The organism is Flavobacterium sp. IMCC34852, from assembly GCF_030643905.1.
Classification (GTDB): Bacteria; Bacteroidota; Bacteroidia; order Flavobacteriales; family Flavobacteriaceae; genus Flavobacterium; species Flavobacterium rivulicola.
This window is the reverse complement of record NZ_CP121446.1, coordinates 1,310,024-1,330,428: the sequence shown is the minus strand read 5'-3', so window position 1 is coordinate 1,330,428 and position 20,405 is coordinate 1,310,024. Positions and strand designations below refer to the sequence as shown.

15 protein-coding genes are annotated in these 20,405 nt (G+C 38.3%); 3 read left to right on the top strand and 12 right to left on the bottom strand.

Annotated features, from left to right (window positions below; translation table 11 throughout):
- Positions 1-26: 26 nt before the first annotated feature.
- The 8 genes from P7V56_RS05700 to recR all read right to left on the bottom strand — a co-directional run bounded on the left by P7V56_RS05700 (position 27) and on the right by recR (position 12,893).
- Positions 27-3,665 carry a T9SS type A sorting domain-containing protein gene (locus P7V56_RS05700; protein ID WP_304986251.1) on the bottom strand — a complete coding sequence of 1,213 codons (3,639 nt, stop codon included), beginning with the start codon at positions 3,663-3,665 and terminating at the stop codon, positions 27-29.
- A gap of 351 nt (positions 3,666-4,016) precedes the next feature.
- Complete coding sequence (gene rfbB, locus P7V56_RS05695) at positions 4,017-5,063, bottom strand: dTDP-glucose 4,6-dehydratase (protein WP_171222707.1); 1,047 nt, start codon at positions 5,061-5,063, stop codon at positions 4,017-4,019.
- Positions 5,064-5,174: 111 nt separating this feature from the next.
- Positions 5,175-6,452, bottom strand: coding sequence for a nucleotide sugar dehydrogenase (locus tag P7V56_RS05690; protein WP_171222706.1), 1,278 nt, complete (start codon positions 6,450-6,452; stop codon positions 5,175-5,177).
- An 81-nt stretch (positions 6,453-6,533) separates the two neighbouring features.
- Positions 6,534-7,925 carry a UDP-glucose 6-dehydrogenase gene (locus tag P7V56_RS05685; protein ID WP_171222705.1) on the bottom strand — a complete coding sequence of 464 codons (1,392 nt, stop codon included), beginning with the start codon at positions 7,923-7,925 and terminating at the stop codon, positions 6,534-6,536.
- Positions 7,926-7,939: 14 nt separating this feature from the next.
- The gene (locus P7V56_RS05680; protein ID WP_171222704.1) at positions 7,940-8,926 is read right to left on the bottom strand and encodes an SDR family oxidoreductase; all 987 of its coding nucleotides are present in this window, start codon (positions 8,924-8,926) and stop codon (positions 7,940-7,942) included.
- Positions 8,923-11,394 carry an exopolysaccharide transport family protein gene (locus tag P7V56_RS05675; protein WP_171222703.1) on the bottom strand — a complete coding sequence of 824 codons (2,472 nt, stop codon included), beginning with the start codon at positions 11,392-11,394 and terminating at the stop codon, positions 8,923-8,925. Before P7V56_RS05675 ends, P7V56_RS05680 begins: the two co-directional genes overlap by 4 nt.
- 11 nt (positions 11,395-11,405) lie before the next feature.
- Positions 11,406-12,194: a polysaccharide biosynthesis/export family protein gene (locus P7V56_RS05670; protein ID WP_171222702.1), complete on the bottom strand. Its 789-nt coding sequence runs from the start codon at positions 12,192-12,194 to the stop codon at positions 11,406-11,408.
- A gap of 78 nt (positions 12,195-12,272) precedes the next feature.
- On the bottom strand, positions 12,273-12,893 hold the full coding sequence (gene recR / locus P7V56_RS05665) for a recombination mediator RecR (protein WP_171222701.1): 621 nt from the start codon (positions 12,891-12,893) through the stop codon (positions 12,273-12,275).
- 155 nt (positions 12,894-13,048) lie between these two features.
- Between recR and P7V56_RS05660 the strand changes: the two genes are divergently transcribed.
- A complete protein-coding gene (locus P7V56_RS05660) occupies positions 13,049-14,545 on the top strand; it encodes a sodium:solute symporter (RefSeq protein WP_171222700.1) in 1,497 nt (498 codons plus the stop codon).
- A gap of 91 nt (positions 14,546-14,636) precedes the next feature.
- On the opposite strand, the gene P7V56_RS05655 is transcribed toward P7V56_RS05660, so the two are convergent.
- The gene (locus tag P7V56_RS05655; protein ID WP_171222699.1) at positions 14,637-15,002 is read right to left on the bottom strand and encodes a CoA-binding protein; all 366 of its coding nucleotides are present in this window, start codon (positions 15,000-15,002) and stop codon (positions 14,637-14,639) included.
- Positions 15,003-15,087: 85 nt separating this feature from the next.
- Here P7V56_RS05655 and P7V56_RS05650 point away from each other — a divergent pair, with 85 nt between their 5' ends.
- Together P7V56_RS05650 and P7V56_RS05645 are read left to right on the top strand one after the other, a co-directional pair.
- Positions 15,088-15,723: a MarC family NAAT transporter gene (locus P7V56_RS05650; RefSeq protein WP_171222698.1), complete on the top strand. Its 636-nt coding sequence runs from the start codon at positions 15,088-15,090 to the stop codon at positions 15,721-15,723.
- A 10-nt stretch (positions 15,724-15,733) separates the two neighbouring features.
- On the top strand, positions 15,734-16,354 hold the full coding sequence (locus P7V56_RS05645; RefSeq protein WP_171222697.1) for a chromophore lyase CpcT/CpeT: 621 nt from the start codon (positions 15,734-15,736) through the stop codon (positions 16,352-16,354).
- Positions 16,355-16,426: 72 nt separating this feature from the next.
- On the opposite strand, the gene ctlX is transcribed toward P7V56_RS05645, so the two are convergent.
- The 3 genes from ctlX to P7V56_RS05630 all read right to left on the bottom strand — a co-directional run bounded on the left by ctlX (position 16,427) and on the right by P7V56_RS05630 (position 20,405).
- The gene (gene ctlX / locus P7V56_RS05640; protein WP_171222696.1) at positions 16,427-17,362 is read right to left on the bottom strand and encodes a citrulline utilization hydrolase CtlX; all 936 of its coding nucleotides are present in this window, start codon (positions 17,360-17,362) and stop codon (positions 16,427-16,429) included.
- Between the two features lie 73 nt (positions 17,363-17,435).
- Positions 17,436-18,350: a dimethylarginine dimethylaminohydrolase family protein gene (locus P7V56_RS05635; RefSeq protein WP_171222695.1), complete on the bottom strand. Its 915-nt coding sequence runs from the start codon at positions 18,348-18,350 to the stop codon at positions 17,436-17,438.
- 81 nt (positions 18,351-18,431) lie between these two features.
- Positions 18,432-20,405, bottom strand: coding sequence for a 3-coathanger stack domain-containing protein (locus P7V56_RS05630; protein ID WP_171222694.1), 1,974 nt, complete (start codon positions 20,403-20,405; stop codon positions 18,432-18,434).

The following is a 20,405-nucleotide window of genomic DNA, read 5'->3' as shown; positions in this document are numbered from 1 at the left end:
CCCGTTAAGGCGGAAACCATATTTATTTATCGTTTAACCACGCGAAGTGTCTTAACAACACCATCTTGGGTAACAACCACATTGTAAACACCACTTGGGTATTTATCACCAATAGAAATATTTTTCAATTCAGCAACATTCAATGAGTTTTGGTCAACCAAACGACCTACCATATCAAATACTTTAATCCCAATTGATGACTGACTTGAAGTTTTAACACCTAAGGTAAAGTTATTGGCAAATGGATTCGGATAAGCGGTGGCTTCAAAACTTGAACTTACAAAGGTTGTGGCAGTCTTAGCAGCAAATGCCGGAGTAGTTACCGCACAATCTTTTCCGTAAGGACCAAACTCTCCAAACAACTCAACTGAAACTGTTATCACATAAGTAGTCGACGGCAATAAACCGGTAAACTGATTTAAGGTTACGTAATTATTCGGGCTATCAACTGACTGACTATAAACAGGCACTTCAGGGGTTGGCGACATTTCATCAAATAATTCCAAACGGAAACGGTATTGAGTAGCTCCCGTTACTATACCTGAATAAATATATTGTGACATCGATGGTGTAAAATCAACAAGATTACACTGGGCATCAACCATTCCTGTAGTTGGAAATTCCGGAGTAAACACTGAACAAGCTATCGGACTCCAATCTGAAAACTGGGTTCCGGGAACTGTACCAGGAGTATTGACACGGTAACGAACCGATACCGAATATTCTTTACCTAATCCGATATATAAATTTTCCAACATAGTCAATCTAAAGTAAGGAACAACTCTTTGAATGGTCTCCTCAGTAACAGCAGGAGTGGTTTCTCCGGGTGCTACGATACGGGTTACTCTAAATTCATAAAGATTGGCGCTTCCTAAACCAACTGTTGAATAAACAAATGCATTGATAGAAGCCATTGTTTGATCACATTGCGTACCTACCACTTGAACTGTAGGCAAACTTGGAGTAGTAATAGTACATTGTGTACTGTAACTTGATCTGATTTCACTACCAAAACTATTATAACCATAACGAGATCTTACTTTATATGTAGTACCATAAGTTACCGGTATTGACAATGAGGTCAATCGGAAATAAGGCGCGGTAGTCGTATAAACTTGTGTATGCGTTGGTAAACCTTCTACTTCGCGAATCACTTCAAAATCATACAACTGAACTACTGCAGGACCATTACTGGCATAGATATAAGAATTAATCGCGCTCAAAGTTTGATTACACTGGTTATTTGAAATTTGTGAAACAGTAGTAATAACCGGTGCTGCCGGGGTAGTAAACGTAGCGGTATTACCATTATAAGGTTGCTCTTCACCGTTGACAATAGCAGTGGCTTGCACTTCATAAGTAGCTGAATAAGCCGCAATAGCTAAAGATGAAATAGCAAAAGTACGCGTAACACTTTCAAACTCAACCGGAGCAGCTGGTGGTGAAGTTCTGGTTACTCTGAATTTGTGTACAACAGAAGCCCCTGAATATGGAGTCGTATTAGTAGCTACTGAACACTCAATTGGACTGGTCATCGAAGCCAAAGCACCACTTGGAGTAGTTACATCTGAAACAACAGGAGCATGACCGTTAAATATAGAACCGTCACAATCGTCATCTTCACCATTGAAGTTAACTTCAGTAGCACCAGGATTAATAGTATCATCAGTATCATCACAATCTTCATCATTAGTAGCAAAACCGGTTGGTGCTACTAAAGCACTTGAAGAACATTCCATACTACTTGTAATACTTCCGTAACCATCGCCATCTGAATCAACATAGAATAAATATCTCGATTGAACCGTAACTACTCTATTGGCCGTTAAAGGGCCACCACATCCGGCGGCACTGGCAGTTATAGTAGCGTCTCCACTAAATCCGGCCTCCCAATTCATTACACCTGTTGAAGACCCAATCGTTCCGGCTTCAGGAGGCGAAACAGAATAAGTGATTTCTGTAGCATTAGAAGCTGTAGCAATATAAGTTTCATCTGACGCATCTTGACAAACTATAGTAGCACCAGCTGTAAAACTTGGTGTTCCCACTAAGCCAATTACGGTAATATTTCTTTGTGCCATTTGAGAACTGTCACAACCGTTAACCGTTAAAGTAAGAGTAGCTGTACCGCTGGCAAAAGAGGCAAAAGTAGCCGTTGAAGAAAACGTAGTTGATCCCGGAGCTATAGAACCACTAGAAGGGCTCATAACAACACCACTAGTGGTACTCCAAGAATAACTGGTAGCGTTAGAAACGCTTACAGAAATTGAAGAAAGACTGGAAGCCGCACATACTGTAGCAGGTAATGTAAAACTAGGAACACTAACGGCTGGCGTAACGGCGACTACTCTATTTGCCGTCACAGGTCCACCACATCCTTCTGCACTGGCAGTTATAGTAGCATTTCCACTAAAAGTTGCACTCCAATTCATAACACCAGTATTAGTATCTATAGTGCCTGCTTCTACTGGAGAAACACTATAAGTAATACCCGATGCGTTTGCGGCGGTAGCAGTATACGTTTCATCAACAGCATCCTGACAAAGTGTAGTAGCCCCCGTAGTAAAACTTGGCGTACCCACTAAGCCAATTACGGTAATATTTCTTTGTGCCATTTGAGAACCGTTACAACCGTTAACCGTTAAAGTAAGAGTAGCTGTACCGCTGGCAAAAGAGGCAAAAGTAGCCGTTGAAGAAAAAGTAGTTGATCCCGGAGCTATAGAACCACTAGAAGGGCTCATAACAACACCACTAGTGGTGCTCCAAGAATAACTGGTAGCGTTAGAAACGCTTACAGAAATTGAAGAAAGACTGGAAGCCGCACATACTGTAGCAGGTAATGTAAAATCAGGTACCCCAACATTATCACAAATAGTAACGTCACCGGTAGTATAATTAAAAGTAACAGTTTTACCTGCAACCAAATTACTGGTTAAGGTTCTTGAAGTACTCCCGGCAAGTTGGCCCGGTAAAAAATCATAAACGCCTGCCGCTTGATTGGTTGAAGCAAACGTAAAAGCTATGGCTCCGGAAGTAATACTGGCAGAATGACCTCCTTTTTGTACCACTAAAGTTCCTGCATCTACAGAAGTAGAACCTGAATAGGTATTGTTCGCATTAGATATAGTAACCGTACTATTTTCTTTTACACTCAAACCACCACTTCCGGAGATTGCTCCTGTAAAAAAGACACTTTTGCCATTTACGCCGTAAATATCAACCCATGAACCCATGTTATTTACAGTACCGTTAAATGTTAAATTCCCGTTGTTTGCTCTAATTTCTAAGGGGTCGGCAACATTTCCATCACCCTCAATATTATTGTTGATATTTTGATTGGCAGAAGAATTATTAATAATGGAAGGATTTTGGCCTCCGAAATCAAAAAATCTAATTTTATTCCCCGTAAAAGTATGGGTTGAAGAAGCCCCTGACTTAAATAGGAATCGCCAAGTGCTTACATCAGCTGTCGACTGCTGCGAAAGTTGATGGTTGTTTTCCCATTCCTGTTGGCCAAAAACTATTGGGCTTCCATTGGGAAAATTCCACCAGTTATTATTGGTTTGCCAAATGTTATCAGTGGCCTCAGACCTCCAGGTTTGGTAAGTTTGCCCAAAAAATGGAGTACTGACTAAAATCAGCAATAAAAGTAAAATTCTTTTCATAAAATAATTTTTAAATTAGTTAATGCATAAACAACAATAACATAGCGCTGACTCGGAAACAGTCAACTACGATTAAATTTAAAAACAGCAGAATTTGGGTCAATAAAACTATCAAATTAAACCATCCAAATTACAAAAGAAAAAATCACTACACAAACGAAAACGTTTTCGTGTTAATAAATTGTTGATTTTTAGTTAATATACTATGTATTCGCAAAAAAACAATCGGAAAAATTAGCAACTAACTAATTATCCCGTTAATGACTAAATGCAAAATAATATCCATTGTGACCTCAGCGAAGACGGAAACCCAAAAAAAGGCAACAATAAGTAATGGTGAATTAAAGCAGATTAAGAATACTGCTTCTCATAATACTTTGCGTATTCTCCCGAAGTAACATTCTTTAACCAGTCCTCGTTAGATAAAAACCAATCAATGGTTTTAGCCAAACCTTCCTCAAAAGTAACAGAAGGTCTCCAACCGAGTTCGGTATTAATTTTAGAAGCATCAATAGCATACCGCAAATCGTGGCCGGGTCGGTCTTTTACGTAAGTAATTAATTTTTCTGAAGTTCCTGAAACACTACCCAATTTATCATCCATTTTTCGGCAAAGCAATTTGACTAAATCAATGTTTTTCCACTCGTTAAAACCGCCAATATTATAAGTTTCATGATTTTTGCCTTGATGAAAAACCAAATCAATGGCAATGGCATGGTCAATTACAAATAACCAATCTCGGGTATAATTTCCGTCACCATAAACCGGAAGCGGTTTGTTCTGGATGATGTTATTAATAAAAAGCGGAATCAATTTCTCAGGAAAGTGATTCGGACCGTAATTGTTAGAACAATTCGTAATCACATAAGGCAATCCGTAAGTTTCCCCATAAGCACGAACAAAATGATCGGAACTGGCTTTTGAAGCGGAATACGGAGAATTAGGATCATAAGGCGTAGTCTCTGTGAACAATCCCGTAGCACCCAAACTGCCGTAAACTTCATCGGTACTGACATGGTAAAATCGTTTGTTCTTAAAATTGTCTTTCCAAATCATTTTTGCTGCATTGAGCAAATTCATTGTTCCAAAAACATTGGTTTTCACAAAAGCCAACGGATCTGTAATAGAACGATCCACATGGGATTCGGCGGCCAAATGGATTACCCCATCAAATTGGTGTTTTTGAAACAAATCATTGATGAAATCAGTTTCAACAATATCACCTTTGATAAAAGTATAATTAGAAGCATGTTCAATATCGGCAATATTTTCAAGATTTCCGGCATAGGTCAAAGCGTCTAAATTAAAAATTTGATACTCCGGATAATTCGTCACAAAACGACGAACCACATGAGAACCTATAAAACCCGCGCCCCCGGTTATCAAAATCTTTTTCATTACTCTTAATATATTGCATTAAAGACAATTAAGTCTTTATAAAACCCTTAATCCTGTTAACTTCTTAATGTTGAAAATCACTAACTAAACACTAAAAACTGTGACTGAGCACTAAAGTCTCCCATCTGCCTTTTCATTCAAAACACCCTTAACATCAAATAAAACGCCATTTGCTTTCTTCAATTTTGACAAGTCAAGGGTAGTAAATTCTTTGTGCGCTACTCCTAAAACAATAGCATCATAAGTGTCTTTCGGCAATTCTTCGGTAGTGATTAATTGGTATTCATGCTTAACTTCAGCAGGTTTAGCCCACGGATCAAAAATGGTTACCTCTATACCGTAATCTTCTAAAGCATGTACTACGTCTACGATTTTGGTATTGCGCACATCCGGACAATTTTCTTTAAAAGTAATGCCCAGCATCAACAACTTGGCACCGTTGATGGCAACCCCTTTTTTGATCATCAGTTTTACCACTTGTGAGGCTACATATTCACCCATACTGTCATTTAACCTTCTTCCGGCCAAAATAATCTCGGGATGATACCCTTTCTCTTGTGCTTTTTGGGCCAAATAATAAGGGTCAACTCCTATACAATGTCCGCCCACCAATCCGGGTTTGAACGGTAAAAAATTCCATTTGGTTCCCGCGGCTTCTAAAACGGCATGAGTATCAATTTCTAATAAATTAAAAATTTTAGCCAATTCGTTTACAAAAGCAATATTAATGTCTCTTTGTGAATTTTCGATAACTTTAGCCGCTTCTGCTACTTTTATGGAAGGTGCCAAATGTGTTCCGGCAGTAATCACCGACTTGTATAAATCATTTACTTTCTGACCAATTTCCGGCGTAGAACCTGAGGTTACTTTCAATATTTTTTCAACGGTATGCTCTTTATCTCCGGGATTGATTCTTTCCGGCGAATAACCGGCAAAAAAATCTGCATTGAATTTCAAACCGCTGACTCTTTCTAAAACCGGAATACACTCTTCTTCTGTAACTCCGGGATAAACGGTCGACTCATAAATCACGATATCTCCGGGTTTTAAAACTTTCCCCACAGTCTCACTTGATTTATAAAGCGGATTCAAATCGGGACGATTGTTTTTATCCACCGGTGTCGGAACCGTAACTATGTAATAATTACAGTCTCTGATATCTTCAATTGAACTACTGCAAAACAAGCCTGTTGACTCATTGGCGGAACCGACCAATACTTCGTTTAAAGCAGCTTCATCGACCTCAAGAGTTGAATCCAATCCGGAGTTTAACTCATTAATTCTATTCTGATTGATATCAAAACCTACTACAGGATACTTTGTAGCAAACAATCTTGCCAAAGGCAAACCTACATAGCCCAACCCTATAACTGCAATTTTAATAGTCATTATTATATTTTTTAGTATTCATTATTCTCTTAAAAACTTACCGCGGCTTAAATAAAGCACCAAAATCCGCTTTGGTAAAAATTAACTCCCGATGGATTGATAAACAAATCCAATAGCCTTCATTTTTTCACCATCTAAAAGATTTCTTCCGTCAAAGACAAAGGCAGGTTTTAACATACTGTCGTATATTCTTTTCCAATCGTAAGTTTTAAACTCATCCCATTCGGTTAAAATAGCCACGGCATGCGCATTTTCACAAGCAGCATAAGGATTGTCAAAAGTACTGATTCGCTTTTCGTTTTCCGACGCGCTTCTGGTTTCTAAATAATTCAAATCAGATAAGACTTGGTCGTGCTTTACTTTAGGATCATACATTGCAATGCTCGCTTGCTCGTTGATTAAATCATCGGCTACATAAATAGCGGCAGATTCTCTGGTATCGTTGGTGTCTTTTTTAAAAGCCCAACCCAAGAAAGCAATTTTTTTTCCGGAAACCGTGTTGTACAAAGTTTGCACTATGTTTCTTGAAAATCTTCTTTTCTGATGGTCATTCATAATGATGACTTGTTCCCAATAATCGGCTACTTCGTTTAAACCGAAAGCTTTGGAAATGTAAACCAAATTCAGGATGTCTTTTTGAAAACAAGAACCTCCGAAACCAACCGATGCCTTTAAAAATTTCGAACCGATTCGGCTGTCCATTCCAATGGCTTTGGCCACTTCATTGATGTTGGCCTCCGTTTTTTCACACAATTCCGACATGGCATTAATCGAAGAAACTCTTTGTGCCAAAAAAGCATTCGCCGTTAATTTTGACAATTCAGACGACCATACATTAGTCTTCAAAATGCGTTCTTTAGGCACCCAATTGGCATAAACATCAACCAAAGAATCAATCGCTTTTTGTCCTTCAGGCGAAGTTTCTCCACCAATTAAAACCCTATCCGGATTTAACAAGTCCTGAACGGCGGTTCCTTCAGCAAGAAACTCCGGATTAGATAATATTTGAAACTGTACACCATTACCGGTGTTGTCCAAAATACTTTTCAAGGCTTCTGCGGTTCTAACCGGCAAAGTAGATTTTTCTACTATGATTTTGTCGTTCTTAGCCACTTTGGCAATTTGACGAGCACAAAGTTCGATGTGTTTTAAATCGGCCGCCATACCTTTACCGGTTCCATAGGTTTTGGTTGGCGTGTTTACTGAAATAAAAATCAACTCCGCTTCATCAATTGCCTTATCAACTTCGGTTGAAAAGAATAAGTTTTTATTTCTGGTATTGGCCACAATCTCATTCAAACCGGGTTCATAAATTGGAATATTGTTCACATCTTCGGCATTCCAAGCGGCTATTCGTGACTCATTTAAATCGACAACCGTTACCTTGATATGTGGACATTTCTCGGCTATAACTGCCATGGTTGGTCCACCAACATAACCTGCTCCGATACAACAAATATTAGTTATTTTCATTTCAATAGTAATTTTTAATCTTTTTTTAAATTCTTCCAATACCAAGCCACAGCTTCTTTCAATCCTTGCTGAAAAGAAAACTTCGGTTGGTACTGCAACAGTTGCTTTGCCTTGTCAATACTGGCCAAAGAGTGAGGAATATCTCCAACCCTATTTGGTCCGTAAATCACCGGAACATCAGCAATACTTTGATCCAATTCCGACAAATACAACTTTAGATAGTACAACATATCATTCAGCGTAGTTCGGTCACCAAAAGCAGTATTATAAACCGTATTGACCGCTTCTTCATTTTGCGTCAACATGGCCAATTCATTCATCTGAATCACATTATCTATGTAAGTAAAATCCCTGGAATAATTCCCGTCACCATTCACCACCGGACTTTCATGCGACATCAATTGCATCACAAATTTGGGGATTACTGCAGCATAAGCACCATTAGGATCTTGTCTTCTTCCGTAGACATTAAAATAACGCAACCCTATGGTTTCCAACCCATAGGTTTTACTGAAAATCTCGGCGTATAATTCGTTTACATACTTGGTAATAGCATATGGCGAAAGCGGTTTTCCTATTTTGTCTTCTACTTTGGGCAAACTTTCAGAATCACCATAGGTTGAAGAACTTGCTGCGTAAATAAAACGCTTGACACCGGCATCTCTGGAAGCCACCAACATATTTAAAAACCCGGAAACATTAACTTCATTACTCGTAATCGGATCATTGATAGAGCGTGGCACTGAACCCAAAGCAGCTTGGTGCAAAACAAAATCAATATTTTTCACCGCTTCATGACAAGTCTCCAAACTGCGAATATCTCCTTCTATTAATCTGAAATTCGGATGGTTTAAAAACTCGGCTACATTATGTCGATGACCGGTCGCAAAATTATCCAAACAAGTTACCTGATGTCCTTTTCCTAAGAAATATTCACACAGATTAGAACCTATGAATCCGGCACCTCCGGTTATCAGTATGGCTTTTGCATCCATTGTCATAACCTGAATTTTTTAAGTATTCTGAATTTCCATTTGGCAAAGAAACCACTTGGCTCATCATCTTCATGATAACCACTGCCGTAACCGTAACCGTAGCTGTAGCCATAGCCGTAACCATAACCATAACCTACACCGTATTTGGCTTTATTTTCATAACCGTTGAAAATGATACTCACATTGTTCAACTCTCCGCGTTTGGTTCTGTTGTTTAAGAGTGTCAGCATTTCTTTTTTGGTGAAATTCTGACGCACAATATACAAGGTCACATCGCAAAACTGTGCCAACTCTAAAGCGTCTGAAACCAGTCCTACCGGCGGTGTATCTAAAATGATATAATCGTAATTTTTCTTCAACTGCGTTATCATTTCTTTCATAGAATCGCCCAAAATCAACTCGGAAGGATTAGGCGGAATTGGTCCGGAGGTGATGACATCCAAATACGGAATGTGTGTATGCTGAATAACATCTTCCAATTTTCTTTGCCCGATTAAATAATTGACCGCACCAATATCATTTTGGATATTAAAATCATCAAAGATTTTAGGCTTTCTCAAATCCAATCCTAAAATGATGGTTTTCTTTTCGCTCAAGGCAAATACTGTAGCAATATTGATAGAACAGAAAGTTTTCCCTTCGCCGCTGACTGAGGAAGTCAACATTAGGGTTTTGGTACCTTCTATGCTTTGCTTTTTGTATAAAAACTGTAAAGAGGAACGAATCGCCCTAAAAGATTCGGACAAGGCCGATTTAGGTCTTTCAAAAACTGACAAATTGGTTTCTGAATGTTTAATCCCAACAATTCCAATTAACGGTAATTGGGTCAATGACGAGATATCTTCAATGTTTTGAATCGAATTACTGATAAAGAAAATGAAGAATACCAACACTAACGGCACCAACAAACCAACAAAAAAAGCCAAGACATAATTCACACTGGTTTTGGGTCCCAACAAACCTCCGCCAACATCTTTTGCCGGATCAATAAATTGAATATCTGATAAGTTGGCTGCTTTTACAATGGAAGCTTCACTTCTTTTTTGTAAAAATGTATTGTAGATATTGTCACTCAAATTGTATTTTCTGGACAACTTTAACCATTCTTGTTTGTTCTCCGGTAGTCTGCTGATTTCACCTTCTACTTTACGAATTTTTTGATTGGCCAACTCTAAATCATACTGCAAAGCATTTTTCAATGAATTGGCATTTTCCAAAAGCACTTTTTTTACCGATTGAATCTCATTATCAATTCTTTCGTAATAAATATCGCCTTTGATGGAATAGGCTAACTCGGAACGACTGATAGACAACGAAATCAACTTGGCTACGTTGGTAGTAATATTCGGCTCATCAATTCCGGCTACTGTTGGCGCCGGTAATTTGGAGAAATCAACGCTGTTTTTCAGGTAATTTTTCAACGAACTTAAATACGCTAATTTTCTTTCTACTTGGTCTTTTTGAAGGTCGTAATCAATTAGCTGACTTTTATAAGTCATTCCGCCTTCCTCAATATCGATAATGTTATTGGTTTTGCTGAAATCTTTTAGTTCATCTCCCGAATCTTTCAATTGACCTTCCATTTTAACTAAGGTTTCATCGATAAAGTTAATGGTGTTCTCGGCAAATTTATTTTTGTTTTCGAGTTGTCTTTTGATCAAAACATCAACAGTAGCATTGAGGTAATCGACCATTCTGGCTTTGTTGGTACCTTCCATACCCAACTTTAAAATCGAACCGGCTTTTTCATCTAAATCCACTCTGAGCCCTTTGAAAGTGGAAACCGTATTATCAAAAGAATTAAAGCGCACCAAGATTTCTTCTTCAAAATTCTTCCAAGACGCTTCTGACAAGGTTAATTTCCAATTTAAGAATGGAAGACTAACCTCTTGACCTATGCGATACACTCTTTTAAACTCACCTTTAGGCACATTGACAACCGATTTCAAGTTTCCGACATACTGAATTACTTCGGCTTGATCAGCTTGAAAAGGAATGGTTATTTGGTATTTGTCTTTACTGATCATTTTGACCTTCACAAACTGATCTAACAATTGATTTTTTGTTTTGTCGATGTTCACTTTAAAAGGCACTTCACCGTAAACATCTTGAACAAAATATTTAGTTTGTTTCAAATAATCGATAAAAAAATTCAAACTATCAACCACCGATTCGTTGTGAGATCTTGATTTTAAAGTAGTTGAAATCATCTGAACTTTATCAGAAGTTCCGCCCCAATTGAAAACCAAACTGGTATTGGAAGTAAAAAAAGGGTTGTTTTCTTCTTTAACGGCAATAGTAGTTTCAATGCCATAAATTTTTTGCTTTCTGACATTAACCTGATGCGCAATGGAAAAGGCAATAATCAACCCTACCACAAACCATTTCCAATAGCTTATGGTTTTGATTAAAAATCCTTTGAAATCAAAGCTGCTTTGTTTGTCAAAAAAAGTGAAATCTTTTACGTCTAACATGAAAATGAGTGTTAATTTCTAAGCAACAAAAATGTGGTTGTGGCCAATGATAAAATAGTTACTATAGTGGTCAAAGATTCTATACCCGTTTTTCCGGTTCCCCAAGATTTTTGTTTCAAAGGTTTTACATAAACATAATCGTTGGGTTGCAAATAAAATCCGGGGGAATTCACCACTTTAGCATCGGTCAAATCCAAACTAAAAGTTTCACTTCCTTGCGGAAAGGTTCGGATTACTTTCACGTCTTTTCTATCTCCAGTGATGGTGATATCTCCGGCATTAGCAATGGCTTCCATGACATTAACTTTATCCTGAAACAAGGTCTTTGTACCGGTATTGGTTACTTCTCCATTGATAGTATATCGGAATCCGGCCAATTTTACAATCACAAAAATACCCGCTTCACTTTTGAAATATTTCTCTAAAAGCAATTTCTCAATTTTGGTTCTGACTTCCTCTGTGGTATAACCTAAAACATTGATTTCTCCCAATATCGGTAACCGAATATTCCCGTGGTCATCCACTGAATAGCCGTTAAAATAATTCCCCTGATCCGGAGTGGAAACCAAATTCTGAGCACCCGAAGGATTAAATATTTCAACCAATTTAGGGTCGATGGCCTTAATAGATATATTCAACAAATCATTGGTTTGCAAACGGTAAGGCTTTTGATTAGAAGGAGTTACCGCAGTGGCATTGCCTTCGCTTTTATTTTGAAGATAAACCAAATCTTTGGTAGGAACGCAGGAAGTCAATAAAATACTAAATAGAAAAAGTAGATATATTTTGGGTTTATTCATTAGATTTTTTAAAAAAATTAGCAAACAAAGATAGATTTTTCAAATCTAATTACAAAAATGTAGTGGCCTATTATTTTGCTATAAATTTTTTAAAGAATTTTCAAAAGGCACCCTATTCAAAATACTTCTGCCCAAAGTTACCTCATCGGCATATTCCAACTCATCGCCTATCGCAATGCCGCGAGCAATAGTCGATGTTTTTATATCGAAATCTTTGATTTGCTTGAAGATATAAAAATTCGTCGTATCGCCTTCCATGGTTGAGCTTAGCGCAAAAATCAATTCTTCTGTTTGTCCCAAAGCCACTTTATCCACCAAAGATTTAATATTTAGCTGACTTGGACCAACACCGTCGATAGGCGAAATTTTGCCGCCTAAAACATGGTAAATTCCTTTGAATTGGTTGGTGTTTTCTATAGCCATTACATCGCGTACATCTTCTACCACGCAAATAATTTTATGGTTTCTTGACGGATTGTTGCAAATTTCACATACCTCAACATCAGAAATATTGTGACAATTTTTACAAAACTTAATTTCCTCACGCATTGAAGTCAAAGCTTGCGATAAAAATTGGGTTTGTTCTACCGGTTGTTTAAGCAAATGCAGAACTAATCGCAAAGCTGTTCGTTTACCAATTCCCGGCAATTGCGCCATCTCGTTGACCGCTTTTTCTAAAAGTTTTGAAGAAAATTCCATGAGGCAAAAGTAACAAATTAGATGGTTAGATTAGTAGAATTTTAGATTGTTAGCTACATAATTGTTATCAACATTCCTTTCTTTACAAATAACTAAATGACCAAATAAACAAAGTCACATTTTTTAGTATTTTGGCTAACTGTAAAATACTATTTATGTCGCCAACTACTATTCTAATTATCATCGTTATTTACTTCGGATTATTAATTTTTATATCCAATATGGTAAGTAAAAAAGGTACTGACAATGACACTTTTTTCAAAGCCAATAAAAACTCCAAATGGTATTTGGTAGCTTTTGGAATGATAGGAACGGCGCTGTCCGGGGTAACTTTTATCTCGGTTCCGGGTGAAGTGGGGAATCCCGATTTGCAGTTTAAATATTTCCAATTTGTCTTGGGCAATGCCATTGGTTTTTTAATCATTGCCAAAGTCTTACTACCGTTGTATTACCGGATGAATTTGACGTCAATTTACAGTTATATTGAGCAACGATTGGGCACAATAAGTTACAAAACCGCGGCCTCGATTTTCTTAATCAGTCGCACGATTGGTTCGGCTTTTCGATTGTATTTGGTGGTCATTGTATTGCAGCGTTATGTGTTTGATGCGTTCCAAATTCCATTTGCTTTGACGGTTTTGATTTCGTTGGGATTAATTTTTGCCTACACTTATCGCGGCGGATTGAAAACGATTATCATTACCGATACTTTGCAAACTTTTTTCTTAGTTTCCTCAGTGTTTTTGACGATTTATTTTATTTGCGACAGTTTAGATTTTGGAGCATTTCAAGCTTTTGAAGCGGTTAAGAACAGTAACTATTCTAAAGTTTTCTTCTTTGAAGATTATTTAAAAGGCAATTATTTTTGGAAGCAAGTGCTTGGCGGCATCTTCGTGACGATTGCCATGGTTGGTTTGGACCAAGATTTAATGCAGAAAAATTTGAGTTGTAAAAACATAGGCGAAGCCCAAAAAAACATGTTCACGTTTACCGGGATTTTTGTGCTGATTAATATTTTCTTTTTGAGTGTTGGCGCTTTGTTATACTTATATGCTGAGAAAAACGGCATTGCGGTTCCGATGGTTGACGGTGTGGCGCGCACCGATTTATTGTTCCCTGAAATTGCTTTTAACCATTTAACGATAGTGCCGGCGGTGGTGTTTTTATTGGGATTGACTGCGGCAACTTTTGCTACAACGGATAGTGCTTTGACCGCTTTAACCACTTCGTTTTGTGTTGACTTTTTAGGCATGGACAAAGCCGAAAACCAAAACAAACCCAATATTGTGAGAACACGACACTTGGTTCATGTGGGTTTTTCGTTCTTGATGTTTTTGGTGATTGTTTTGTTCAATGCCGTGAATGACGCTTCGGTAGTGAAGATGATTTTTAAGATTGCTTCTTATACTTACGGACCGCTTTTAGGATTGTATGCCTTTGGTTTGTTTGTGAAATCGAAAACGGTTCACGACAAATTTGTGCCTTTGGTTTGTGTGATTTCGCCGGCGATTTGCTTTTTAATCAGCAAGTATTCTGCGGAATTGTTAGGCGATTATGTTTTAGATAACGAATTGATTATTGTCAACGGTTTCATCACTTTTATCGGATTGTTGTTGATTAGCAAACCGACGACGGAAAACACCCGATATTAAAAAGGATTCCTTTTTAGCCCTGATTGTAGTGGCACGAAGTAGAACGAAAAGCAGGAATTACCATTCCGAATAAAGCCCGAACCATTCGCTCCTAATACTGATTGGTAGCCAATAAAACCAACGTACAAGCGACTTCTACTTTGATGCCGTTGCTTTGTAACAATTGGTAGAACTCAGGATTCTCTGTTCCCGGATTGAAAATGACGCGTTTGGGTTTGGTTTCGATAATGTAATTGTAGTAATCTCTTTGTCTGACCGGATTTAAATACAAAGTCACCGTATCGATATTTTTTAAAGGAATGTTTTTGGTTCGGATGGCAACACCGGCGACTTCGCCTTGATTTTGACCGATAGCCAGGACAGAATGTCCTTTTTCCACTAACATAGTGATGGCTTTGAAAGCGTATCTTTCGGGTTTGGTTGTAGCGCCGAGCACTAGTGTTTTCTTGTTTTTCATGGCGCAAATTTAACTAATAATGTTCTTAATTTAACACTTACTTTTATTCTTTCCCTATCTTTGTGGCAGACTAGAATTATTAAAAATGGAAATCTTTCTGAATACTTTTTTTGTCTTGTTGGGTGCCTTGTTCTCGGTTTTGAATCCTATTGGCGCCATTCCTTTCTTTGTGGGATTAACACAGGACTATTCAAAAGCAGAGCGTTCTCGAGTGTCGCTTTTGGCGGCGGTTAACGTTTGTATTATTTTATTAATCTCCTTTTTTGTCGGCGAATATGTTTTGAGCTTTTTTGGGATTACAATCTCAGCACTTCGAATTGCCGGTGGTATTTTGATTGCCAGTTCGGGTTTTGGATTGCTCAATGCTAATCCGAAGAAACGAAAAGGAATCAGCAAAGAAGTGGAGGAAGATTTGCAAAACAGAAGTTCGATAGCGCTAACGCCGTTGGCCATGCCTATGTTGGCCGGTCCGGGTTCGATTTCGTTGCTAATTGCTTTTAACCAAGACCATCACTCTACACCGGAAATTTTGTCTTCGGTGTTTTCTATTGTCATTGTTTCCTTATTGATATTTTTAATCTTGAGAAGTGCACATTATTTAGCCAAATACCTCGGAGCATCGGGCATTGTAGCCATTTCGAGAATTGTTGGCTTCTTGACGGTTGCCATTGGTATTCAATATATTATCAGTGCCGTTTTGAGTATTATCAGAGGAATTTAATTGTTATTTTATGAAAAAAACTGTTTTATTTTTAGCGGTAAGTTTGATGTTGATTGGTTGCAAATCAGTTCAGAATCAATCCAAAAACAGCAAGGAGTTACAAGAATTAGTCACAGTGATGCAAGGTCATTATTCTTCAGAGAAGCAATCTATTGCCGATAAAGACTATTACAATATTTCCCTTCGAATGACACCGATTTGGAAAGCCAAAGGCAACTACCTTTTTGTGGAGCAAGCCATTTTTGACAAACAAGACAAACCGTATCGTGTGAGAATTTATAAAGTTTCGCAAAGAGGCGATGAATTCATCAGTGAGATTTACACACTAAAAGATGAAAAAGCTTGGATTGGCAAATGGGCCACTCCCGAAGCTTATGACCAACTCACCGAAGCCGATATCGAACTAAAACAAGGCTGTGAAGTAAAGCTCAAACGCATCGGAAAAAACAAATTTGAAGGTGCAACAGGCGATAAAACTTGTCCGAGTGAATTGCGCGGTGCGAGTTGGGCCAACTCTAAAGTCACCGTAACCGAAACCCAAATTCTATCTTGGGATCAAGGTTTTGACAAAGACGGCAAACAAGTTTGGGGCGCTACCAAAGGCGGTTATGAGTTTATCAAAATTCAATAATTATCAAATCCAATAAAAAAATCCCAAAGGCTGAATTAGCCTTTGGGATTTTTTTTAAAGTGTTACTTAAAATTATGCTTTAGGCAGGAAAATTTCCGCCATCATGCAACGCGCACTTCCGCCGCCGCAAGCTTCGATGGTATCTAAACTGGAGTGGATGATTTCCACGTGTGCTTCGAGTTGAGCGATTTGTTTTTTGGTCAAGCTTTTAAAAGCCGACTCGCTCATGACTAAAAATCTTTCGTCGTTTTTACCTTTGACTTCCAGCATGTTTCCGGCGAAGTTGTTGACTTGGTCTTCGGTGATTAAGATGATTTCTTTGTCATCGCCTCGCAGACTGTCTAAAACCATTTTGCGTTCTTTTTTGTCGTCGATACAATCGGCACAAACTACGGCAAACGTATCGCCTAAAGTCATCATAACATTGGTATGATAAATTAATTTTCTTTCGCCATTAACCGTTTGGAAGGCTTCAAAAATCACGGGAGTAAATTCGAAATCCTCACAAAATTCAATCATCAGTTCTTCATCGGCACGCGGTGATAAAGCACAATAGGCTTTCCCATTTTCGCGATCTAAAAGTAAACTACCGGTGCCTTCTAAAAACACATTGTCTTCTTCGGCCAAGGTATAATCCATGATTTCGTTAATTTCGAAACCTTCGTCTTCCAAGATATCGAGAATATCCTCTCTTCTTTCGGCACGGCGGTTTTCAGCAAACATGGGGTATAAAACCACGTCACCGTTTTCGTGAAACGAAATCCAATTGTTGGGAAAAATACTATCAGGAGTATTGGGTTCCAAAGTGTCTTCGACTACAATTACATTAACCCCGACTTTTCGCAGCTTGTTTACAAAAGCATCAAACTCGGCTTGGGCTTTGGCATTAACGGTTTCGGGCGATAAGCCGTCTAGTACTTTTTGGTAATAATTGTTTACCGCGGTTTGCTCGTTCATACGAAACGCCACCGGGCGTATCATTAGTATGGAGTTGGTGGTTTGTTTCATTGTTTTTGGTTTAAAGTTTCAGGTTTAAAGTTTCAGGTTGGCTAACTTGGAATCTTAAACTTGAAACCAATTTTTAATCTCTAATTAACGGCAAAGTCGAGCATCTCAACAAGCCTTCTTGTTTGGCAATTTCTGCGTATGGGATTTCTTCTACGGTGAATCCGTTTTCTCGAAGCCAGTTGTTTAGTCTAGTAAAGTTTTTTTCTGAAACTACTACATTGTCATCTATGGAAAACACATTGGAATTCATGTGGTACATTTCGTCACGCGTGATGTGGAAGAGGTTTTCTTTGCCGAATAATTTGACCAAAAAAACATAATCCGATTCTTGGCGGAAACCGCTTTTATAGATGATGCCTTTGTTTTTTCCAACGGGTTGAAAACAACAGTCTAAATGTAGTGCATTATCTCGGGCTTCCAACTTGGATTTGACCAAATCGAATTCTTTCACTTTTTTGTGCGGAAACAATTCCTTGATATAGTTTACACCTTGCATATTGGTTCGTGCGGTGATGTAATCTTTATAATCAGAACCTTTGTAAGTTCCGATGAAAATATAGTCGTTCCAAAGCATGACGTCACCACCTTCTATGTGAACTTCTTCCGGTGGACGAACTACTTTTGCAGGATTGATTTGGTCGATAACATACTGAATAGCATCCAGTTCTCGTTCTCTATCGGGTAAAATGTTGGCTTTGATAAAAATATCATCGATAACAAAACCGATGTCTCGGGTGAAAATTTGGTTGTAGTTTTCAATCAATTTCGGGCGAAAGACTTGAACGTCATATTTTTGAAAAACTTGATTGAACGCTTCCATTTCTTTGACCATATCGGCTTCAACGGGATAAGTTCCGGCGAGGATATGTTCTAATGATTTTGGGTCATAAGCTTCTTCGGCTGTGGGTGTTGGCCCGTTATTTTCGGCCGAACCGAGCACAACCGCTCTTAATCTAGAGGTTTCGTTTTTTACATTTAATGGTAGCATAAAATTGCTTTTGGCTTTTGACAAATATAAAAAAGCTTCTCGGTTGGGAGAAGCTTTGTTTATAAGTATTTAGAAGTAAAATTAATTCTTAATCAATTTCTCGGTATGAATTCTGCCGTCCTCCGAAGTTATGTTGATGATATAAACCCCATTAGCATAACCGCTGACATCCAATTGGGTTTTATCGGTCATTTCGATATTGCGATTCAAGACCGTTTTACCGTCTATTGAGGTGATGTTTATTTTGTTAAATTGGACATCTTTCATCACAATTTGAATGGTACTGCTGGACGGATTCGGGATGATGGCAAAACCGTTGGCTATTTTAATCAAATTGACAATTGTATCTTCTGCCCTATTAGTTTCTTTGATTTCAGTTTCAATTTCATCAGTTTGTCTGTAAACAAAGTTACTCGTACAACCTTCCGGATAAGCGGCAAATTGCGAACCGGTTACGGCTTCGAATCCCGGATTTAACTCTACATAATTTGCGGCATGATAGACGACTCCGTTGCCGGTTGCATTGTCTCCAACGGAAACAATGTTGGCCGCTTTAATCCAATCTGACCTCTCTTTTTCTTTGGTAGTGGCTACCGCTAAATTACTCAAATCATCCGTAGGCGAAACCAGTAATAAAGTGGCTTGACAACAATCAGCAAATGTCACATCGGGACCAATATTGGCTGAATTATCGCTAATATCGTAAACAAAGGTTCCGGCCGGACAATTGACATTGAAAGTTCCGTTTACCTGGAATTCAAAATCGCCTGACGGATTGGCTCCGAACAAACTCGGGTTAACTGTAAAACAATAAGTACTTGTTGTCAGTGTTGTAGGTGCAGCCATAGTTCCGATTACAACATTATTTTGAAGAATGTTCAAAGAAATAGTATTTAAAACTGCATTTACCGGTGGCTGATAAGTACCGCAAACTTCTATTGGAGTTGCGCCTGACATATCGGGACAATTGATATTGGCCGGATCTGTATTCAAGGCGCCTAACTGAGGAACCGCGCAAGTAAATCCACAGATATTATCAACATAAACCGTTCCGAAGTGCGCTGAAGGTTCACAATCACTGACCGTAAATTCAATAGTTCCGGGTTGGTTTAAAATTTCGCCTACATTCAATCGGGCACAAATCCAACCGGTATAAAGCACTCTTCGGTTTGAACCCACGACTAAGGTATTGAACAAACAGTTATCAGGATTAGCGATGATACATATTTCATCGACTACATTTCCGTTTTGATCTAAAACTCTGACTCTGAAAAAAGGTTGAATAGGTTGACCGTGTGCCGGTTTATTATCCATAACCAAAGAGAAATTAAAATCGATGGTGGATTGATTGATTACCGGGAAATAGCGAGACATGGTGGTTACATCCGAGGAACCAAATCCGGCTGAATTATTAAGTTTTATGGACTTAGACCCGCCATTGGTATTAATAGTAGGCACATTTACACCTAAACCGGCTAATGTAGGATCAAAAGCTTGATATCCCGGACTTCCACTATCTATGAGTGTTATGGTTGAAGCAAAATTATTAGTGGCAGGTGTTACCATATTAGTGGCGGAAGCAGCGGTTGGCATGGCACAAGATTGAAAAAAACCTGTTCCGGTTGCCGGTTGCGGATAAGCATCAGACCAAAAAGTATAGCCTGCTGATCCCGATTCAAAGTCGCCGTTTGTGCAAGTTTGCATCACGGTTAGCGGCGGAATTTTGGCCACATAATTTTCTTTTTTATCAGGATTTTGAAGAAAAAATAATTTTCTTAACTCATATATTTTGGTGTTGACTAAAGCCTTCTGTAACTCTTTTTCGCTAAACTCCTCTTCCTCTCTAAGGTGTTTAATCACCTCATCGGTAGTTTCTTTGGATAATTTATAGTTTTTAAAATTATCCTCTACAAAGCGTCTGATTTCATTTTCAGTTTGTTGTGAAATTGAAATCCTGCTGTTTTCATCAGCCAAATACTCGCTGAGCTGGGCTGAAACCGTAGCCGAATTGAAAACAAAACAGCTCAGTAAAACTATTTTAAATATCTTATACAT